The sequence below is a fragment of the Spirosoma lacussanchae genome (genome assembly GCF_005870035.1).
Lineage (GTDB): Bacteria > Bacteroidota > Bacteroidia > Cytophagales > Spirosomataceae > Spirosoma > Spirosoma lacussanchae.
Genome location: NZ_SWJG01000001.1, coordinates 391,495 through 411,590 on the forward strand (window position 1 = coordinate 391,495; position 20,096 = coordinate 411,590).

The following is a 20,096-nucleotide window of genomic DNA, read 5'->3' on the forward strand; positions in this document are numbered from 1 at the left end:
AACCGATGAAGGTTGTCTTGGTGGGATGTCGGGCGTTCGATTCGCTGGAGTATCACCTCGGAGATTCGTTCCGGGCGCTGGGCCACCATCCCCGACTGGTCGACATAACCGACGGACTGCCTGCTTCGGTACGGTTCAGCTACTGGATGGCCCGTTTTGCGGAGCCGTATGACCGGCTGCTGGCCCGACAGCTGGCCCGTCGGATTCGGCAATGTCGGCCCGATCTGGTGCTGGTCGTATACCGTCACCTGCATCCCCTGCTGGTCGACCGGCTGAAGCGCGATCTGCCGGGAGTACCCGTTGCCCAGATCAACCCCGATGCGCTCACCAACCTGGAGCAGCAGCAGATCATCGGGGCCGACTACGACTGCTATTTCTCGAAAGAGCCGTATCTGGTGGCGTTCCTGCGCGATAAAGCCGGTCTGAACGCCCACTACCTGCCCGAAGCATTTAATCCCCGCGTACACTGCCGACCCAGCCTCCCCAAAGCCGATGCCGAACGCCGGCAGCAGGTCGACGTGCTGGTCTACGGAAGTCTGTACGCCTACCGGGCCCGGCTGATCGGGCAGCTGGCGCGGGCGGGGCTACGCCTGGTGGTTTACGGACAGCCCGGTCGGTACCGACACCTGGCGGGCCCGGTCGAATGGCGGACGCGCTACCTGACAGGCGAGGAGAAAAATAGGCTCGTCTACGGCGCCAAAGTGGTATTCAACGGCTTTCACTACGCCGAGGTGTCGTCGGCCAATCAGAAATATTTCGAAATCAACGGCATCGGCGGATTCCAGCTGTGCGACAATAAACCCATGGTTGCCGCCTGTACGGGAGTGCCGTCTGACAAGGTGACGTTCGATACCCTCGACGAAGCCATCGCCAGCATCAGGCAATACCTGACCCGCCCCGACGAGCGCCACGAGCTGGCCGACCGGCAGTACCGGCATTTTCAGGAGTATCACACGTTTGACCGGCGGGTAGCGCAGTTACTGGCCATACTGGGCCTCTGACCAATGGAACACGACGCTGATCGACGGGTGGTGTGGTACCTGCTGCTGGCGATGGCCGTAGCGGGTCTGGGGCTGGTCTGGCCGGCCGATGCGGTCTTTGTCAGTACGGCCCTGCTCTCGCTGGCGGGTAGCGGGTTGGGTGGGGTCGGGCTGCTGCGCCATCCGGCGAGTCGGCTCAACTTTTTCCGGGTAGCCGCTGTCACGATCGGGCTGTTCAGTTCGCTGGGTGGTTTGTTCAGCCTGCTGGCGCTATCGATTCAGCAGGCCGGTTTGTGGACCGATGTTATTGAGCAGGCGCATACGACCAGTACCGATCTGGCCCTGGCGCAGGCGTATGCCAACGCCTTTGCGCTGACGTTGTGGCTGGTGGGCAACCGGGTTCAGCAGACCGGTCGCATAACCCGGCTGCATCGGACCGCGCTGGCAGCTTTGACCGACCACCGGCGTCGTTTGCAGGGGCTGGTCGGGCTGCTGTTGCTGACGCAGGGATATCTGCTGGCGATTGGGGCGGTGGTCTACGGCGGTCGTGATCTGGCGCAGGACGGGGCGCCTACGCATCCGCTGCTGGCCTTGACCGGTCCGCTGGTTCCGGTCATGCCGGTGGTGCTGGGGTATTACGCCCGGGATCAGTACATCCGAGGTCGCTACCGACACGTTTTGCTCTACGGCCTGCTGCTGACGGTTGAGCTGGGCTGGTTTTTTCTGTTTGGTCGACGCAGCGTCTTTTTCTTTTTCGGGCTGGCCGGATTAGGGATTCTGTTCGACCGGCCACTAAGCCGGCCATTTCGGCTGAAAAATAGCCTGGCGTTGCTGCTGACGGCGATGATGGCCTTTGCGCTGGCCGATGCCTACCACCGCCTGCGGGTCGTTTATCGGTTCGAAGCGGCCCAGCGTATGAGTGGGTGGGAAATGCTGACGGGGCTTTGGCAGGCTGATACGGATGAATACAGCGCGCTCCGGAACCGCAACCTGGCGCTGCGGGCGGGCTATGGGTCGCTGGCGCTGGGCCAGTTCGTGAATCTGTTCCGAACCAGTTCGCAGTCGCCCCTGCTGGGACAGCAACTGGTGGGTAGTCTGCTCGTGGCGACGCCCAGCGATTTTTTGGTCGACAAGCAAACAATCGAGGTAAAAGAAAAACTCTATGAACACGCCTTCGGAATCGGCCTGACCGACATCAGCGAGACGCTGTACCTGGAGTCGTTTGTCGATTTTGGCGGGTTGGGGTTTATCGTGTACGCGGGTTTTCTGACGGCGCTGGTCGGGCTGGTGTACCGGCTGGCGTCGTCGGACCGGCGGCCGGTCTTTGCGCTGCTGACGGCCTGTGTGCTGGTATCGCTGGCGCTGTCGATGCTGGAGACCGATATGATCACCTTCCTGATCGGTCTGCGGTCGGTACTGGTCTGCTACGCACTGGCCTGGCTACTGAGCCCGAAACGAACCCCGGCCCCGCAGTCGGCTACCGACGGCCAAAATGCGTCTGGAGAAGCACCATCATGAACATAACCCTGCTACTACGGAGCCCCGGTACAGGCCACAGCATCGAGTCGCTGGTAGCCGGTATCGGGCAGGAGCTGGCTCGTGAGCCGGCCGACACAGTCCGCGTGGTAACGATGCCGCACGTAAGCCGCGGTATTCGGAGCGTCTGGCAGAACCTCCGGTTTGTGGCCCGGCTGACCCGAACCTCACCCGCCGACGTGTACCATATCACGGGCGACGTGCATTACCTGGCGCTGGTGCTGCCGCCGTCGCGAACGGTGCTGACCATTCATGATGCCATTACCCTGCATCAGAATCGGCGTCGGCCGGTTCGGTGGCTGGTTTTCTGGCTGTTGTGGTTCTACTGGCCCATGCGCCGGGCGGCTGTCGTAACGACCGTCTCGGACAAAACCCGGCAGGAACTCCGCCGGTATGTAGGGCGTCGGGCTGATGCGGTGGTAGTCGTGCCGAACGCGCCGGACCCGATTTTTCAGTACAGCCCGCGTCCCTTTCGGTCCGATTACCCGGTCCTGCTCCAGCTGGGAACGGCTCCGCACAAGAACCTGCCCCGGCTGATCGATGCGCTGACCGGGTTGCGGTGTCGGCTGGTGCTGGTTGGCCCACTGTCGCCCCAACTCACGGAACAGCTCGACCGCTGCCGGATCGATTATGAATCATATGCCGACCTAAGCCAGGCTGCTATTTTTCAGTTGTATACAAACTGCGACCTTGTCACGTTCGTGTCTGTGTACGAAGGCTTTGGTATGCCCATTCTGGAAGCCAATGCCGTAGGGCGGGTGGTCATTACCGCCAATCGGCAGCCCATGCGAACAGTAGCGGCCGACGCAGCGCTGTTGGTTGACCCGACCGACGTGGCTGCCATTCGGGCGGGTATTGTCCGGCTCATGGCGGATGAAACCTGCCGAAGCGAGCGAATTGCGGCTGGTTTGCAGAATGCCAACCGGTATTCTACTGCCCAGATGGCTCGTGACTACAGGGCTGTATATACGTCTATCGGTTCTGGTAATTACCGGTAAACGCGCTGCTCTTGACACCCTCGTTGCTCATTTTTATCGACCATTTTCGGCCTGGCTATCGGTTTGGTGGCCCTATTCCCGCTGTCGAAAACCTGATTAGCCTGTTGAGGGATCAGTACGATCTGTTTGTTGTAACGCGCGACCGCGACGCCGGCGACACCGTAGCCTATCCCGGCCTGGCGGCCGAGAACTGGCTCCACCGCGATGGCTATCAGGTGCTGTACCTGCCACCCGATCAGGTCACTTTCTGCCGGGTGGGGCAACTGCTGAGTGAGCGGCCCGAAGCGCTGGTCTATACCAACAGTTTATTTTCGGTATTTACGCGGCTGCTGTTGCTGAACAGCCTCCTGCTGAAACGCCCCATTACCGTGGCTCCGCGGGGCGAGCTGCTGCCGGGCGCTATCCGGCTGAAAGCCTGGAAAAAACAACCGTATGTACAGCTGTTACGCTGGCTGATGACCGACAGGCTACGCTGGCACGCCACATCGATCCACGAAAAAGAGGAGATCCAGTACTGGCTGGGCGTGGGTGCCGACCAGATTGTGCTGGCGCCTGACCTTCCCATTCGGCTCAGCCCGCGCCCTCCGCACTACAAACAGGCTAAGCAGCTCCGGTTGATCTGGCTGGCCCGTATCGCCAGAAACAAAGGACTGCTTTTTCTGCTCGACTGCCTGGAGCGGGTTCCCGAGGGGGTGACCCTGACCATCTACGGCCCCGTGGTCGACGAGCGTTACTGGCAGGCGTGTCTGCAGCGTATTTGTGCCAGCCGGCATCGGATCGTGTACCGGGGCGACGTGGTTCCGACGGCCGTGCGGGACACGCTTGTACCGTACGACTTTCTGGTGATGCCCACGTCCGGCGAAAATTTTGGTCATGGTATTGCCGAAGCCTTGTCGGTCGGGTTACCGGTGCTCATCAGCGACCAGACCCCCTGGCAGCGGTTGTACGAACAGCGGGCCGGGTGGAACCTGCCGCTGCATACCGATCGCTGGGTCGACGTCCTGACCAGCTGCCTGGACATGGGGCCTATAGCCTACACCGAGCGGGCCATTGGCGCCCGGGCTGTGCTGGACCGCATCTTCGACCAATCAGCCGCCCTGGCGCAGTACCAGCAGCTCTTCAGCCCGGTTTCAGCTCCGCTATGACGACCCAGCAGCTAGCTCGACTGGTTCGATTTGCCGGGATCTACGGCTGGCGTCGGGCCCTTACCAAAGCTGCCGGTCGACTCCGTACCCAATGGCCGGTATGGCTGATGGTGGGGCGGGGGTGGCCGGGCCGGGCCGATACGTCGGTTATTGGCTGCGGGCAGTTTGCGTTCAGCACCCTCTGTTTTTTCCTGCGCAAACACCGGGGCAATCGCTTCCTCGATGCGTATGACACCGATGCCGAACAGGCCCGGTCGCTGGCCTGGATGTACGGCTTTCGGCGGTATGTCGACACGCCCGGCGAACTGCTCGCCAACCCGGCCCTGCGGGTGCTGTATATAGCCTCTCCACACGCGTCGCATACGCCCTACGCCCTGGCGGGACTACAGCGGGGGCTCGATGTATACGTAGAAAAGCCGGTAGCGGTTACCCGACAGCAGCTGGTGGCGCTGTCGTCGGCGCAGCGCGCGGCCGCGGGTCAGCTGCTGGCTGGCTACAACCGGCCTTTTGCCGCGGCTACGACCAAACTGGCTACCTGGCTACGTACCCAGCCGGGCGCGGCTCCCTTCAGCCTCAGCTGTCACATCAACGGCCACCGCATCCCGCCCGACCACTGGTACCGCCACCCGTCCGAAGGCACCCGCATCCTGGGCAACCTAAGTCACTGGATCGACCTGGCTGTTCACCTGATGAGCCAACGCGGCTTCCCCGACTGGTTTGCCATCCAGCTGACCTGGGCTGATCCGGCCGAACCCGATGATAACCTGTCGGTGACGCTCACCACCGATCGGCATGATCTGGTTAGCCTGGTGCTGACCGCCCGGTCGGAGCCCTACGAAGGCATCAGTGAGCAAATAGACCTGCAATGTGGCGATCTCATGGCCCGGATCGATGATTTCCGGTCGATGACCATCTGGCAGGGAGCCGCGAAACAAACCTGGCGCTTCTCACCGAAAGACGTGGGCCACGAACGGGCTGTGCTGCAACCCTTCCTGGCCGATGTTCGGCCCTGGCGCGAGATCGAACTGACAACACTACTGACCCTTCATATCCGCGATTGTGTGCTGACCCGCACCCGGCAGTCGCGCTTTGTGCTGGCCGATGAACTGGCCTGCTTTGACGATGCCGTACAAACGGCTGGTCAGGCCGTAGTGTGAACCCCTAATCGACCCCGCAGACCCCGTGAAACTCATTACCGTTGTCGGCACCCGCCCGAATATTGTGAAAGTGGCTCCGCTGCACCAGGCGTTTAACGCGCATCCGGCTCTGACCAACCTGATCGTGCATACGGGCCAGCACTATGATGCCCGGCTGAGCGATCTGTTCTTCCAGCAATTGAACCTGCCCGCGCCGGACTATGTGCTGGGAGTTGGACCGGGGTCTATTCCGCAGCAGACGGCTGGCATCATGGCCCGGTTTGAAGCCGTACTGCTCACAGAACGTCCCGACTGGGTGGTGGTCGTGGGGGATGTGACCAGTACGCTGGCCTGTGCGCTGGTGGCCGTACAGCTCGGCATCCGGGTGGCGCATGTCGAAGCCGGTCTGCGCTCCGGTGATCGGCGGATGCCCGAAGAAACCAACCGGCTGCTGACCGACCAGCTGGCCGACCTGCTGTTCGTTACCGAAACGGCCGGGCTGGAAAACCTCCGGCGCGAGGGCATACGCCCGCAAAAGATTCATTTTGTGGGCAATGTGCTGATCGATGCGCTGCAGCAATGCCTACCCCGGGCCAGCGCCCTGGATACGGTGGGTTCGCTGGGGCTCGAGCCCCGCCAGTACATCCTGATGACCATGCACCGGGCTGCCAATGTCGATTCGGCCGACGGGCTCAGGACCCTGCTGCAGCTGATCAGCGATACGGCGCAGCAGCGTACGGTCCTGTTCCCGATGCACCCGCGTACGCGGGCCAGCCTGACCCGGTTTGGATTGCTGAATGAACTGGAGCAACTCCCGAATGTCCGGCTGCTGGAGCCGCAGGGGTACCTGGAGTTTCTGAACCTGCTCGATCAGGCGGCTCTGGTCATTACCGATTCGGGCGGTGTTCAGGAAGAGACTACCTATCTCGGCGTACCCTGCCTGACGTTCCGCGACTCCACCGAGCGGCCCGTTACCACCACCCTCGGCACCAACCAACTCCTGAGCGACCTCAACCCGAATACGGTACGGATGCGCGTAACCGACCTGCTGACCGGAACCCGGCGGCCCGCGGCCGTGCCCCCGCTCTGGGATGGCCAGACGGCCCGTCGCATTGCTAACTGTATAGCGGCTTCCCGGGCATGAAACAGCTGATTCTGGAGTTGAAAACCGGGCAGATACGCCTTGACGACCTGCCCGCGCCACGGGTCAGACCCGGGCAGGTGCTGATCCGAACGCGCCGGTCGCTGGTATCGGCGGGAACGGAGCGGATGCTGGTTGCCTTCGGACGGGCCAGTCTGTTTGCCAAAGCCCGCCAGCAGCCCGAACGGATCAGGCAGATGCTGGACAAGCTGAAAACCGACGGCCTCTGGCCCACCATCGATGCGGTACGTCGGCGGCTCGACCAGCCGGTGCCGCTCGGGTACTGCAATGTAGGCGAAGTACTGGCCCTGGGCGAAGGAGTAACTGATCTCCGCGTAGGGCAGCGCGTAGTGAGCAACGGCCCCCATGCCGAAGTGGTTTGCGTACCGCGCAATCTGGTAGCTCCCGTTCCCGACGATGTCAGCGACGACGATGCCGTCTTTACCGTTGTGGGAGCCATTGCGCTGCAGAGTATCCGCCTGCTCAGTCCGACTTTGGGCGAAACGGTCGTGGTTATGGGGTTGGGGCTGATTGGGCAGCTCACCGCCGATCTGCTTCGGATCAACGGTTGCCGGGTGGTGGCTACGGACCCCGACGAGTCCCGCTGCGACCTGGCCCGGCGCCGGGGTCTGCTGGCGCTGAATCCGGACCAGACCGACGTACTACGCGCCGTCGTATCGCTGACGGGGCAGGCCGGTGCCGATGGGGTGATCATCGCAGCTACCGCATCGGGTGATACGCTTTTGACCCAGGCTGCCCGAATGAGCCGGGTTCGGGGGCGTATCGTACTGGTGGGGCAGGTAGGGCTGCATCTGAACCGGGCCGATTTCTACGCCAAAGAACTGACGTTTCAGGTGTCGTGTTCATACGGGCCCGGTCGCTACGACGATACCTACGAGCAGCAGGGGCACGACTACCCGCTACCGTTTGTCCGCTGGACCGAAAACCGGAATTTCCAGACCATTCTGCAGCTGCTGGCCAGCGGTCAGCTGACGGTGTCGACCCTGCGGACGGAGCCCGTACCGCTGACCGACTTCCGCTCCGTGTACACATCGACGGGGCCGGTGGCCGCCCTCTTTTCGTATCCCGACCCGGTATCGCTCAGTCCGGTCGTTCGTATAAGTCCCGGCCGGTTTACGGATTCGGTTGGTGGGGTGGGCCTGATCGGCGCGGGTAACTACGCCAAAACAACCTTGCTGCCCGCTCTGAAACAGACCGGCCTGATTCCCGCCATCATTGCCAGCGAAAGTGGACTCAGCGCGGCCCGGCTGGCAAACGTCTACGGGATCGAAAAGGCTACCTCCAGCTACCGCCACCTGCTCGCCGACCCGACAATCGACCTGTGCCTGATCGCTACCCGTCACGACAGCCACGCCCGGCTCACCGTCGACGCGCTACGGGCGGGTAAGCATGTCTTTGTTGAGAAACCACTGACGCTGTCGGAGGCTGAGCTAGCCGATGTCGTGGAGGCACAGCGGCTGTCGGGCCGGACCGTAACGGTGGGGTTTAACCGACGCTACTCGACCTATGTGCAGAGGATGAAGACGCTCCTGGGCGGAGCCGCATCCAATGCGGTGCCGATGCATGTGGCCATGACTATGAATGTGGGCGAGGTGCCGGCCCGGTCGTGGCTACACGACCGGGCTGTTGGAGGAGGACGGCTGCTGGGCGAAGGCTGCCATGGCGTCGATCTGATTACATTTCTGACGGGTAGTCGGGTGGTGCGGGTGTGTCTGCTGGCGATGGGAACCCAGCCCAGCGAGACAACCGATTCGGCCTCGCTGCTCATTCAGTACGCCAACGGCGCTACGGGGGTGCTGAACTTCCTCGCCGTTGGCAGCCGTGCTTACGCCAAGGAACGGGTTGAGGTGCATAGCCAGGGCCGGACGCTGGTGCTTGACAACTACCGAAGCCTCACGGGCTATGGCTTTCGCCACTTCTCGCGGCTGGCGGGGCGGCAGGATAAGGGCCATCGGGCGCTGATGATGGCCCTGGCGCATCACCGGCGCCAGGGCAGCGAACCGCCCATTCCGTTCGCGGAGAGCGTAAATACGACCCAGGCCATGCTGGCTGCCCTGGAGAGCCTGCGCCAGACCGGTTGGGTCACCCTCCAGCCAACTATCGAACCACTATCAGCCCCTTCGACATGGTAACTCCCGGTCGGTACTGGCGCACGCTGCGGCACCTGACGCCCCGCCAGCTCGTTTACCAGGTCTGGAACCGACTGCGTTTCGCCCCGCGCCTGCCGGGAGCCGATGCCTGGTATACGGCTGGGACGACCCGGCCGGGTGTGCCGGACATAGCGCCTGTTGCGTTCACGTTTCTGAACCGCACCGCCACGTTCTACGAAACCGTCGACTGGAATTACGCCGTATACGGCAAACTCTGGACCTATCACCTGAACGGGTTCAGCTACCTGAACGAGCCGGAACCCATGCCGGCTGATCGGGGGCTGGCGCTGCTATACGACTTCGTGCGTCAGACCGCTTCCCTGCGCGATGGGCTGGAGCCGTACCCGACCTCCCTGCGGCTGGTCAACTGGATTCAGTTTCTGCGGAGGCACCAGATTCAGGATGCCGTACTGGACCGGCACCTGAAAGCACAGGCCCGGCTGGTCTGGCAACGGCTCGAATATCACCTGAGCGGCAACCATTTACTAGAAAATGGCATCGCGCTGCTGATGGCTTCAGTACATTGGCGTGATGAGCGTTGGTTACGAAAAGCAACTCAACTCGTCTGTACGGAGCTGAGCCGTCAGATCGGGTCAGATGGGGGGCATTACGAACAAAGTCCGACCTACCACCGGCTGCTGCTGAACCGGCTTATTATCCTGCTGACCATGCTGCTGGCCGACAGCTGGCACCACGACCCGGAGTTGATAACCGTCGTATCCCGCAACGTGAGCCGAATGAAGGGCTGGCTGGCGGCCATTACGTTTCGGAACGGCGATTTACCGATGATGAACGATAGTATCTCTGTGATATCGACAGCTGGTTTGGCCGTAGCTGACACCCGCTTCGGGCAGCCCGGTTATCGTATGTTCCGTCGGCCCAGGTATGAGCTGCTGGCCGACGTGGGGCCGGTAGGGCCGGATCATCAGCCCGGCCACGCCCATGCCGACACCTTCGGGTTTTTGCTGTATGTCGATAACCGTCCGGTGCTGGTCGATGTGGGTACGTCGACTTACGAACGAAACGAACGCCGTCGGTGGGAGCGCAGTACCGCGGCCCATAATACCGTGGAGATAGCTGGTCAGAACTCATCGGAAGTCTGGGCTGCTTTTCGGGTGGGGCGCCGGGCGCGGGTTACGATACTGACCGATACGGAAACAACCCTGCTGGCCCGGCATACGGGCTACCGGCATCTGGGTCTGACCCACTGGCGACGCTGGACGCTATCTCCGGACCGTATCTGGATTACCGACCGGATTACGGGGCGGCATACTGCCAACAATCGCCAGAGAACGGCCCGGTTTTATGCCCATCCGGAGGTGCCGGTTAGCCTGACTGATAACGGGGCCATCATTGGTCCGCTGCGGCTGATGCTACGGTCAGATGGGCCATTGACGTGGCAGCTGACTCCGTACGAGATGGCTCTGGATTTTAACCAGTTGCGGCCCGGTAGCTGCCTGACGGTTGATTTTGCTACCACTCTGAACACCATAATCCAGCTAGCCGAATGACTATTCTGTTTTTAACCTATTACTTCGAGCCGGACTTGTGTGCAGGGTCGTTCCGCAACTCGGCGCTGGTAGCCGAATTGTCGCGGCAGCTGACGACCGATGACCGGCTGCACGTAGTCACTACGCAGCCCAACCGATACCAGTCGTTCTACCGGCTGGCGCCGGCCCATGAACAACGGGGAAACCTACTAATCGACCGGATTAGTGTACCGGCCCACGCGAACGGGTTCCGGGATCAGATTCGGTCGTTTGGGGCGTATTACCGGGCTGCTCGTCAGCTGACTAAAGGACACGACTATGATGTGGTCATTGCGTCGTCGTCGCGTTTGTTCACGGCCTTTCTGGGCGCCCGGCTGGCGCGAAAGCGCCGGGTTCCGCTGCTGCTCGACATCCGTGATCTGTTTCGGGAAACCATAGTCGAATTGCTGGGGCATCCGCTCAGCTGGCCACTCAACCCCGTGCTCTGGGCGGTGGAGCGGTACACGTTCGGCTACGCCCGCCATATCAATCTGGTATCCGAAGGCTTTACCAGCTATTTCGGCCGGTACCGGCAGGCGTCGTACAGCTTTTATACCAACGGCATCGATAAAGAGTTTATGCCCACTAATAATCCGGTTACCCCAGCGCCTGACGGTACCCGGCCCGTAACTATTCTGTATGCGGGAAATATCGGGGCCGGGCAGCGGCTGGAGATCATTGTTCCGCAGGCGGCTTGGCTGCTCGGTAACCAGTTTCGGTTCGTCATCATCGGCGATGGCAGCAGGCTGTCGGCCCTTGAAGCGGCCGTTCATAACTGGGGGGTGAAAAACGTGGAGCTGCGCCCGCCCGTAGACCGAAAAACGCTGCTGGCCGAGTACCAGCGGGCCGATTATCTGTTTGTTCACCTGGGTAATCTGCGGGCGCTGAAACGAGTGCTGCCCTCCAAACTGTTCGAGTACGGAGCGACCGACAAACCGATTCTGGCGGGGGTGGGGGGCTACGCGGCCCGCTTTGTTCGACTACACCTCAGCAACCACCGGCTGTTTCCGCCCGGCAACGTGGCCGAGCTGGTAACCCAGCTGCAGCAGACGCCTTACCGGACCCAGTACCGGCCTGACTTCATTCGGCAATTCAACCGCCATACGATTATGGTCGAGCTGGCCCGCTGTCTGCTGAAGGCAGCCGCGGGCGGGGAACCCGTCAGCCGCCCTGCCTCGACCACAACGGCATAATCCGGGTCGGATCTGGCCAACGAAAAAAGCCTGCGGTCGTATGACCACAGGCTCCTGTCCTGAATGTCGGTGATTTATTTCACGCTGCGGCCAATGGCAATCAGGTCTTCGGGCGACTGGTAGCCCAGGACTTTTTTCAGAACCCGACCGTTGCCGTCGATGAACAGCAGTGTTGGATAGGCTTCGAGCGGATACACCTGCATCAGGGCCGGCCCTTCGCCTTTTTCCATGTCCATCTTCACGTTGATGAACCGGCTGTTGTAGTAGTCGCCTACGGTCTTTTGGGTAAACACCCGCTTCTGCAGCAGTTTGCAGGGGCCACACCAGCTGGCGTAAGCATCCAGGAAAATGACTTTTTTCTCGGCTTTGGCTTTTTTCAGAATCTCGCGCCAGGATGCCTCCGTGAACTGAATACCCGCTTCGGGCTTATCGTCGCCGATGCGGTTGGTGGGGGGGACCGACCGGGCCGCGTCCGTAGAAACAGCACCAAGCCCGGTAAACAGAATGGTTAATAGCCAAACTACTTTTTTCATGAGTTGATCCGGCGCGCCGGTAGTCTGTGAGTCTTTTCTGATTAATAACGCATAGCCTTGTGCCTTTCGTTTCCAGCGACGCGATTTCTGAAAGCAAGTTAATAACGGCATTGTAAACGACAAGGTGCAAAGCATATGCCATTGTCCACATTCTTTCCGAACTTTGCGGCCGTTTCAGCTACTACCACGATGCCCGTTAAACAAGCCGAATTTTTCGTCAGTAACTCCGATCCTGCCAAGTGCCCCCGGCCCGATCGACCCGAATATGCGTTCATTGGCCGGTCCAACGTGGGTAAGTCGTCGCTGATCAACATGCTCACGAGTCGGGCGTCGCTGGCTAAAATATCCGGTAAACCGGGTAAAACGCAGCTAATCAATCATTTCATCATCGATAATCAGTGGTATCTGGTCGATCTGCCGGGGTATGGCTACGCGCAGGTTAGCAAGACCGAGCGCGAGAAGTTTGCCGCGCTGATTGATGGGTACCTGACCAGCCGGCCCAACCTGCTTTGTATTTTCGTGCTGGTCGATTCGCGGATCGAGCCGCAGAAAATCGACCTCGATTTCATGGAAAACCTCGGCGATCGGGGGTTGCCGTTCGTGATCGTTTTCACGAAAACCGAAAAACTGGGTGCCGTAAAGCTCCAGGCAACCCTGGACAACTACCGCGCCAGGCTGCTCGAAACCTGGGAAGAGGTGCCGCAAATCTTTATCACATCGGCCGTCACCGCTGCGGGCCGCGAAGACATTCTTTCGTTCATCCGTCCGCTGAACGAGGACTATGAGAAGAGTGCAGGCGCCAAGCGGTTTAGGCCCGGCAAATAAACCCGCGCCGGAGTGATCGATGATAAATTCACCCAATCACTCAGTTTAATTAACAATACACCAACCAAGGTAGCGTTACCAATTTAGTAGATTATTTATGGAAGCATTAAAGCAGATTGCCAATGTGGCCGGTTATAGCGGCCTGTACCGAATTCTGAAGCCAGGCCGGGCAGGCGTTATTGTTGAGTCGCTCGATGATAAGAAAGCAAAGACCATGATGGGCCCAACGGCTCGTGTCTCGGTCCTGAATGATATATCCATCTACGTGGATGGCGACGGCAACGATCAGTCAACTCCGCTGGCCGACGTGCTGATGAGCGTATACACGACCTACGGCGACAACCTGACCGTTGACCCCAAAGGCTCGAACGATGAACTGGCTGAGTTTATGGCCACCGTTGTGCCCAATTATGATCGGGATCGGGTACGGCCTGCCGATATCAAGAAGCTCATTGTCTGGTATACCATTCTGCGCCAGCACGCGCCCGAGGTGTTCGAAGCCCAGCCCGAAGCGGCCGAAACCACCGACGAAACCCCTTCAGCCGAGACAACCGACGAGCCGAAGGCCTAAAAGCTTCATTTTCAGTGAGAATAGAAAAGCCGCGACAGGCCCTTGGCTTCGCGGCTTTTTTTTATGTCCGGCCCTTCCGGAAAACAGGCTGCTTTCCGGAAGGGAACGCGTATTAATCGACGGTGCTGAGCTTGACCGTGTTGGTCCGGCGCGACTGCGTCAGCGGCATACTGAGCGTATTGATGAAGATATCGCCCGACGACAGCTTTTTCTGGCTGATGAGCGTCTGCTTGATCCCTTCTACGGTCTGATCGATGTTCAGTTCCGGGTTCTGTTCGTACGGCATCACCTGAACACCCCAGTACAGGCCGAGCGTATTGCGTAGCTGCGGATCGTTCGAGAAAACGTACAGGTCGGCTTTGGGACGGTGGTGCGAGAGCCGCACGGCCGTATAGCCGGAGTTGGTGATCCCGATGATGGCCTTTGCCCGGGTGTCGCGGGCCAGGCGGCAGGCGCTCATCACCACGTTGTCGTTGATGACGTTCTCGCTGGGTTGCTCGTTGACGTGGGCGTGATAGCGGTAATAGATGGCGTCGGAGGCTGCCTCTACCTGCCGGATGGTGTTGGCCATCGACTCTACGGCCAGGATCGGGTATTTGCCCGACGCGGTTTCGGCGCTGAGCATAACGGCGTCGGCGCCGTCGAGTACCGAGTTGGCGATGTCGTTGATTTCGGCGCGGGTGGGGCGGGGCGCATCGATCATGCTTTCGAGCATCTGGGTAGCCACGATAACCGGTTTGGCCGCCCGATTACATTTCTCGACCAGCATTTTCTGGATCATTGGTACTTCTTCGGCGGGCAGTTCGACACCGAGGTCGCCCCGCGCTACCATCAGACCGTCGGTAGCAGCAATGATTTCGTCGATGTTCTGAATAGCCTCGGGCTTTTCAATTTTGGCGATGACGCGGCTTTTCTTGCCTTTCGACCGGATGTATTCTTTGATTTCGAGAATCTCCGACGCTTCCCGTACAAACGACAGGGCGATCCATTCGGCGTCGTTTTCGAGACCAAACTCCAGATCGGCCCAATCTTTCTCGGTTACGGCGGGCATCGATACCTTCGTGTTGGGCAGGTTTACGCCTTTCTTCGACTTCATGGAGCCGCCGTAGACCACTTCCGTAACGACGTCAGTGCCTTCGGTCCGCAGTACGCGCACTTCCAGTTTGCCGTCGTCCATCAGAATCCGTTCACCGGGGTGTACGTCTTTGTACATGTCTTTGTAGGGCGTACTGACGCGCTCGGCCGTACCCACGATGTCGTCATTGGTGAACGTCAGCGTATTGCCGGGCAAAATCATGACGCCGTCTTTATGCTCTACGTTGCCGATGCGGATTTTTGGCCCCTGTAAATCCTGCAGAACGCAAAGGTTCAGGTTGTATTCGGCGTTGATTTCGCGGATGCGGGTAAGCCGCATGAGGTGATCCTGGTGGGTGCCGTGGGAGAAGTTGAGCCGGAAGACGTTAACGCCAGCCCGAGCCAGTGCCAGCAGTTGTTCTTTGGTCTCGGAAGCCGGGCCAATGGTGGCCACAATCTTGGTTTTCTTGGACATGGGGAAAGAAAAAGTTGGGCAGTACGGCCAGAAGCCGGTGCAAAAATAACCGGACACAAAGATATACAGTTGTGTTCGCGGAAAATTTACAAAGAAGCCGACGGGCTACCGACCCGGTTTGCCCCCGCTGCCGCAGCTGAAAATGGTCCAACTGACTCCTGATCGTCAGGGGGCCGGTGTAACCCGGCTCAAACGCGGAAGGCGGAATGGGGTTCGTGCTTAAAAGGTCAGCTCCCGAATCTTGTCCATATACGACCGGCTCACGCGCACTACATCGCCGTTTTGCAGAATGACATCGTAGCTGGATGGGTATTTCTGGATTTCGCGGACAACGTGCAGATTGATAATGTCTGACCGGTGAACCCGCAGAAAATGGCTGGGGTTGAGTTTACTTTCCAGCGCGCTGATGCCGTAGTTGCTGAGGTGGCGACCCATAGTGGTAACCAGGGTGGCATAATCGCCTTCGGCTTCGATACGCAGAATATCGGCCACGGCGACCGTAACGAGCCGGTTGCCGGTCTGTACCAGAATTTTCTCGGGATAGGTTGTGGCGGTACTGAGGAGGCTCTCGGCCAGGGGCTGAATTTTCTGGAGGTTGCCCGCTCGCGAGTCGGTCACGCGCTGGATGGCCTGGGAGAACCGGTCGCGGGTGTAGGGCTTGAGGAGATAATCGACGGCATGAACCTCAAAGGCCTGAAGGGCGTACTGGTCGTAGGCGGTCGAGAAAATAATCTGCGGAATCTCGTCGATGTGTTTGAGAACGTCGAAGCCCGTCAGGCCCGGCATCTGCACATCCAGAAAAATCAGGTCGGGTTTATACTCGTTGATGAGCCGTACGGCATCGACGCCGTTGTTGGCTTCGCCGACCACGATCAGGGCGGGGTAAGCGTCGAGGTACTGCCGGATCAGGGTCCGTCCGGCGGCTTCGTCGTCGATGATGATAACTTTCTGCATAGGTAGGCCGGCAGAACCGGTCGGGTTGCGTTAGGCTGGTATGGTAAATTGTACGATGACGCCCCGGGGCTGGCTGTTGCCCACGGTCAGCTGGCTGCCGTACATTTTGTCGAGTCGAAGCCGGGTGTTGGCCAGCCCCAGGCCGTGACCGGTGGTGCTGGATCCGTTCAGGCCAACGCCCGTGTCGGAGATCGCTACGTGCAGGTGTCCGTTCTGCCGGTGAATGCCCACGTGAATATCGCCCCCTTCGATGAGCGACGCAATACCATGTTTCACCGAATTTTCGACCAGCGGTTGCAGGAGCATGGGCGGGATGGTATTGTCGAGTACGTTATCGGCCACATCGAACGAGACGCGGAGCCGGTCGCCGAAGCGGGCCTTTTCCAGGTCAAGGTATTTCTTGACGAAGGCGATTTCTTCGCGCACGGTGACCACATCGGCTTTGGAGGCCTGTAACTGATAGCGAAACAGGTCGGCCAGTTCGGCCAGTAGTTCGCGGGTGCGTTCCTGAGCGGGTGGTACCGATGCGCTGATGGTGTTGAACACGTTGTACAGAAAATGGGGGTTGAGCTGGGCTTTCAGAGCCGCCAGTTCACTTTTCAGCGTCAGTTCGCGCAGCTGCACTTCGCGGAGCCGTTGCCGCTGCAGATCCCGGTAGTAATCGTAGGCGTGAAAAATGCCGAACTGCACCAGATAGAACAGCGCCCCGATATAGGTATCCCAGACCTGCCCGGTACCCCGTAGCCGCCCGATCCCCAGCCCATCGGATACGGCATAGTACAAAAACTGCCAGACCAAGAGGTAGAGCGGCAGCAGGACGACGTGCAACAGAATCCGGCGGGTAAGGGTAAGGTGGCGCAGGCGGATAAATAGCAGATACCAGACCGGTGCCGTAACGAGTAGTTTCATACCGTAGTCGAGCAGAGCCCTCGGAACCTCGTAGAGAAAGTCAATGAACAGGGAGTTTTTCGACCAGGCCCGCTCACTGATCGACAACGCCCCGTCGTAGAGCAGTGCCGATACGATGTACAACCCTACTATCATCGTCAGCTGGCGGTACGTAATGCCCCAAAACGCAATCCGGTTCCAGTTCATAAGGTAGCCTGGTTTGTACAGTTAGTTTCGTTTCACTCCCGCGTGGCGTTATCTCACCGTGCACGGGTACCCATCGTTCGCAAAGCTATACGGATTCGTAGATGGCCGGCGTCTTTTTCCGACGAGTTGACAAATACGTCGCTGAATGGAATGGGATGCCGTTCGGCGATGTATTTGTCGGCTCACCGATTGGGACTGGCAGGCCCCGGAGCGGGTGTCTAGCTTTGACCTATCCAATTCGCCAAAGCTATGAAAAACCTGTTTATTCTATGTTTGCTGATCCTGTCGGCTCCCTCATTTGCCCAGACGGCGTTGCTGAGCGGCACGGCTGTTACCGCTTCGCAGCAGAGAATCCCGTTCGTTACGGCTACCCTTCGGCAGGCGACCGACTCGTTGCTGGTAAAAGCCGCCGTGGCCGATGAAAACGGCGTGTATGTTTTCCCCGGCGTACGGGCTGGCACCTACCGCGTGGGACTGACGGGGGTGGGCTACACGCCCTGGACCTCGGGGCCGGTGGTGATCGTTGACGGACAGGCAGGCTCGATGGGCGCTGTCGTACTGGCCGAAGCCGCCCGATCGCTGGACGAGGTGAAGGTCAAGGCAACGAAGCCCCTGCTGGACGTGCAGCCCGACAAACTGGTGCTGAACGTTGGGAGTAGCATCACCTCGGCGGGAAGCTCGGCGATTGAGCTGCTGCAGAAAGCGCCGGGGGTGCAGATCGATCCGAACGATAATATCGTGTTGCAGGGTAAAAATGGTGTTCGCATCTTCATCGACGGTAAGCCTTCGCCCCTCGGACCGGCCGACCTGGCGGCTTACCTCCGGACGTTACAGGCTACCGACATCGACGCCATCGAGATCATTACCCAACCGTCGGCCCGTTTCGATGCGCAAGGCAATGCCGGCATTATCAACATCCGGCTCAAAAGAAACCGGGCGGGCAGTCCGGATGCGGGTACGAATGGGAGTGCTACGTTTGGCTTCGCGCAGGGCGCCTATTACCCGAAATACAACGGTTCCGTGTCGGTGAACAGCCGTGTCAAAAAGACCAATCTGTTTGCCAGCTACAGCCTGCGGCAGGCCCGTGACTGGTCGTTTATCAACCTCTATCGCGAACAGAGCGGGCAGTTTTTCGACCAGAAAAGCGAAACCCGGTCAACGTCGGCCGGACACACGGCGCGGCTTGGTGCCGACTGGTTCGTGAGCCGTTCCAGTACGCTGGGCCTGCTGCTGGACGGGATGCTGCGCGATGGTACCTCCAGTACACTGGGTCGCACACCCATTGGATTTGTGACTACCGCAGTGGGGGTTCTGGACCAGCTGCTCATTGCCGACAACCGGAACCTGAGCAACCGCGCCAATGGCAACGCCAACCTGAACTACCGCTACGCCGACACCGCGGGGCATGAGCTAAGCGTTGATGCCGACCTGGGCCGGTTCCGCTCGACCGGCGACGCCTACCAGCCCAACCGTTACGTCGACCCGGTAACGAACGAGCTGTTGTTTGAGCGCAATTACCGCATGAACACCCTGACCGACATAAACCTGCGAACGCTGAAAGCGGATTATGGGCAGCGGCTCTGGGGCGGCCGGCTGAGCGCGGGTTTTAAACTCTCGTCGGTGCGCACTGGCAATGACTTCGACTTTTTCGACGTTCAGAATGGTCAGGACGTTCTCAATCCGGACCGTACGAATCGCTTCGTCTATACCGAATCCATCTATGCGGCCTACGCTTCGTTCGAGAAAAGCCGTGGTAAATGGCAGGGGCAGTTTGGCCTTCGGGTCGAGCAGACGGAGTCGGACGGTCGGCTGACCAGTGCCGTCAGCCAGGCCGATGCTATGGTGACACGCCGATACCTGAATGCGTTTCCGAGTGCGGGTATCACTTACAAGGCTACGCCGAACAGCACCTTCTCGGTCACCTTCAGCCGCCGGATTGACCGGCCGAGCTACCAGAGTCTGAACCCCTTTGAGTCGAAGCTCGATGAGCTGACGTACCAGAAAGGCAACGCTTTTCTGCGGCCACAGTATACCAATACCCTTCGGTTGTCGCGTACCTACAAATACAAACTGACAACCTCCCTCAGCTACAGCGACACGCAGGATTTCTTCACCGAGATTACCGATACCAGCGCTCGCAGTGCCGACGGTCGGCCCCGTAACTACATTACCACGCGCAACCTGGCCAGCCAGCGCGTGCTGTCGGTCGATGTGAGCTATCCGTTCAACGTGGCCCGGTGGTGGACTGTGTTCATGAACGTAAGCGCCTATCGATCGGCCAACGAAGCCAATTTCGGCGACGGGAAGCGCATCGGTCTGACGGCCCACGTGCTGAGTCTGTATGCGCAGCACACGCTGACGTTACCTGGCCAGTTGCGGCTGGAGGTGTCGGGCTATTACACCTCACCTTCTATTTGGGGCGGCACCTTTCAGAACCGGCATTTCTGGGGAAGTACCGTTGGCTTACAGCGTAAGGTGCTGGCCGACCGGGGATCGGTGGTGCTGACCGTATCGGACCCGTTCAACAGCCAGCGTTGGCGCGGTATCAGTCAGTTTGGCGGTCTTTACATGGACGCTAGTGGCGGTTGGGAGAGTCGTCAGATCCGGCTCAATTTTACGTACAACTTCGGCAGCAAACAGCTCAAAGCCGCCCGCCAGCGCGAAACCGGCCTGGAGGCTGAGAAGGGCCGGATCGGGGGGTAAAGGGGATAGTCCAATAAATCCCCGGTTTAAAACCCGG

The 20,096-nt window shown here is 59.8% G+C and carries 16 protein-coding genes; 12 read left to right on the forward strand and 4 right to left on the reverse strand.

The window, feature by feature from the left end; genetic code table 11:
• Positions 1-5 precede the first annotated feature (5 nt).
• From FBR45_RS01605 to FBR45_RS01645, 9 genes are read left to right on the forward strand one after another with little or no spacing between them, the layout of a single operon-like run.
• Positions 6-1,001: a CgeB family protein gene (locus FBR45_RS01605; RefSeq protein WP_138498732.1), complete on the forward strand. Its 996-nt coding sequence runs from the start codon at positions 6-8 to the stop codon at positions 999-1,001.
• Positions 1,002-1,004: 3 nt separating this feature from the next.
• On the forward strand, positions 1,005-2,498 hold the full coding sequence (locus FBR45_RS01610; protein WP_138498734.1) for an O-antigen polymerase: 1,494 nt from the start codon (positions 1,005-1,007) through the stop codon (positions 2,496-2,498).
• Positions 2,495-3,514 carry a glycosyltransferase family 4 protein gene (locus tag FBR45_RS01615; RefSeq protein ID WP_138498736.1) on the forward strand — a complete coding sequence of 340 codons (1,020 nt, stop codon included), beginning with the start codon at positions 2,495-2,497 and terminating at the stop codon, positions 3,512-3,514. The genes FBR45_RS01610 and FBR45_RS01615 overlap by 4 nt, the downstream gene beginning before the upstream one ends.
• An 11-nt stretch (positions 3,515-3,525) precedes the next feature.
• On the forward strand, positions 3,526-4,659 hold the full coding sequence (locus FBR45_RS01620) for a glycosyltransferase (RefSeq protein WP_138498738.1): 1,134 nt from the start codon (positions 3,526-3,528) through the stop codon (positions 4,657-4,659).
• Positions 4,656-5,816, forward strand: a complete 1,161-nt coding sequence (locus FBR45_RS01625) for a Gfo/Idh/MocA family protein (protein WP_138498740.1) — start codon at positions 4,656-4,658, stop codon at positions 5,814-5,816. Before FBR45_RS01620 ends, FBR45_RS01625 begins: the two co-directional genes overlap by 4 nt.
• A 25-nt stretch (positions 5,817-5,841) precedes the next feature.
• The gene (gene wecB / locus FBR45_RS01630; protein WP_138498742.1) at positions 5,842-6,939 is read left to right on the forward strand and encodes a non-hydrolyzing UDP-N-acetylglucosamine 2-epimerase; all 1,098 of its coding nucleotides are present in this window, start codon (positions 5,842-5,844) and stop codon (positions 6,937-6,939) included.
• Positions 6,936-9,089 carry a Gfo/Idh/MocA family oxidoreductase gene (locus tag FBR45_RS01635; RefSeq protein WP_138498744.1) on the forward strand — a complete coding sequence of 718 codons (2,154 nt, stop codon included), beginning with the start codon at positions 6,936-6,938 and terminating at the stop codon, positions 9,087-9,089. Before wecB ends, FBR45_RS01635 begins: the two co-directional genes overlap by 4 nt.
• Complete coding sequence (locus FBR45_RS01640) at positions 9,083-10,618, forward strand: heparinase II/III family protein (protein ID WP_138498747.1); 1,536 nt, start codon at positions 9,083-9,085, stop codon at positions 10,616-10,618. The genes FBR45_RS01635 and FBR45_RS01640 overlap by 7 nt, the downstream gene beginning before the upstream one ends.
• Positions 10,615-11,829 carry a glycosyltransferase family 4 protein gene (locus FBR45_RS01645; RefSeq protein WP_138498749.1) on the forward strand — a complete coding sequence of 405 codons (1,215 nt, stop codon included), beginning with the start codon at positions 10,615-10,617 and terminating at the stop codon, positions 11,827-11,829. Before FBR45_RS01640 ends, FBR45_RS01645 begins: the two co-directional genes overlap by 4 nt.
• A gap of 74 nt (positions 11,830-11,903) precedes the next feature.
• Here the strand turns inward: FBR45_RS01645 and FBR45_RS01650 are convergent, their stop codons facing one another.
• Positions 11,904-12,362: a thioredoxin family protein gene (locus FBR45_RS01650; RefSeq protein ID WP_077920596.1), complete on the reverse strand. Its 459-nt coding sequence runs from the start codon at positions 12,360-12,362 to the stop codon at positions 11,904-11,906.
• Positions 12,363-12,551: 189 nt separating this feature from the next.
• Here FBR45_RS01650 and yihA point away from each other — a divergent pair, with 189 nt between their 5' ends.
• Positions 12,552-13,187: a ribosome biogenesis GTP-binding protein YihA/YsxC gene (gene yihA, locus FBR45_RS01655; protein ID WP_138498751.1), complete on the forward strand. Its 636-nt coding sequence runs from the start codon at positions 12,552-12,554 to the stop codon at positions 13,185-13,187.
• Between the two features lie 97 nt (positions 13,188-13,284).
• Positions 13,285-13,758, forward strand: coding sequence for a DUF5606 family protein (locus FBR45_RS01660; protein WP_138498752.1), 474 nt, complete (start codon positions 13,285-13,287; stop codon positions 13,756-13,758).
• 112 nt (positions 13,759-13,870) lie between these two features.
• Here FBR45_RS01660 and pyk read toward each other — a convergent pair whose 3' ends face one another.
• The 3 genes from pyk to FBR45_RS01675 form a co-directional block, all read right to left on the reverse strand.
• Positions 13,871-15,307: a pyruvate kinase gene (pyk, locus tag FBR45_RS01665; RefSeq protein WP_138498754.1), complete on the reverse strand. Its 1,437-nt coding sequence runs from the start codon at positions 15,305-15,307 to the stop codon at positions 13,871-13,873.
• A 219-nt stretch (positions 15,308-15,526) separates the two neighbouring features.
• The gene (locus FBR45_RS01670; protein ID WP_138498756.1) at positions 15,527-16,261 is read right to left on the reverse strand and encodes a LytR/AlgR family response regulator transcription factor; all 735 of its coding nucleotides are present in this window, start codon (positions 16,259-16,261) and stop codon (positions 15,527-15,529) included.
• Positions 16,262-16,291: 30 nt separating this feature from the next.
• Entirely contained in the window at positions 16,292-17,356 is a 1,065-nt protein-coding gene (locus FBR45_RS01675) for a sensor histidine kinase (protein WP_138498758.1), read from the reverse strand.
• Positions 17,357-17,605: 249 nt separating this feature from the next.
• On the opposite strand from FBR45_RS01675, the gene FBR45_RS01680 reads away from it, so the two are divergent.
• A complete protein-coding gene (locus tag FBR45_RS01680; protein WP_138498760.1) occupies positions 17,606-20,059 on the forward strand; it encodes an outer membrane beta-barrel protein in 2,454 nt (817 codons plus the stop codon).
• Positions 20,060-20,096 lie beyond the last annotated feature (37 nt).

Coding starts and splice junctions, on each gene's coding strand:
- FBR45_RS01625 (WP_138498740.1), top strand. CDS start 4,656: ATGACGACCCAGCAGCTAGCTCGACTGGTTCGATTTGCCGGGATCTAC.
- FBR45_RS01610 (WP_138498734.1), top strand. CDS start 1,005: ATGGAACACGACGCTGATCGACGGGTGGTGTGGTACCTGCTGCTGGCG.
- FBR45_RS01660 (WP_138498752.1), top strand. CDS start 13,285: ATGGAAGCATTAAAGCAGATTGCCAATGTGGCCGGTTATAGCGGCCTG.
- FBR45_RS01670 (WP_138498756.1), bottom strand. CDS start 16,261: ATGCAGAAAGTTATCATCATCGACGACGAAGCCGCCGGACGGACCCTG.
- pyk (WP_138498754.1), bottom strand. CDS start 15,307: ATGTCCAAGAAAACCAAGATTGTGGCCACCATTGGCCCGGCTTCCGAG.
- FBR45_RS01645 (WP_138498749.1), top strand. CDS start 10,615: ATGACTATTCTGTTTTTAACCTATTACTTCGAGCCGGACTTGTGTGCA.
- yihA (WP_138498751.1), top strand. CDS start 12,552: ATGCCCGTTAAACAAGCCGAATTTTTCGTCAGTAACTCCGATCCTGCC.
- FBR45_RS01680 (WP_138498760.1), top strand. CDS start 17,606: ATGAAAAACCTGTTTATTCTATGTTTGCTGATCCTGTCGGCTCCCTCA.
- FBR45_RS01675 (WP_138498758.1), bottom strand. CDS start 17,356: ATGAACTGGAACCGGATTGCGTTTTGGGGCATTACGTACCGCCAGCTG.
- FBR45_RS01640 (WP_138498747.1), top strand. CDS start 9,083: ATGGTAACTCCCGGTCGGTACTGGCGCACGCTGCGGCACCTGACGCCC.
- FBR45_RS01650 (WP_077920596.1), bottom strand. CDS start 12,362: ATGAAAAAAGTAGTTTGGCTATTAACCATTCTGTTTACCGGGCTTGGT.
- FBR45_RS01605 (WP_138498732.1), top strand. CDS start 6: ATGAAGGTTGTCTTGGTGGGATGTCGGGCGTTCGATTCGCTGGAGTAT.
- FBR45_RS01615 (WP_138498736.1), top strand. CDS start 2,495: ATGAACATAACCCTGCTACTACGGAGCCCCGGTACAGGCCACAGCATC.
- FBR45_RS01635 (WP_138498744.1), top strand. CDS start 6,936: ATGAAACAGCTGATTCTGGAGTTGAAAACCGGGCAGATACGCCTTGAC.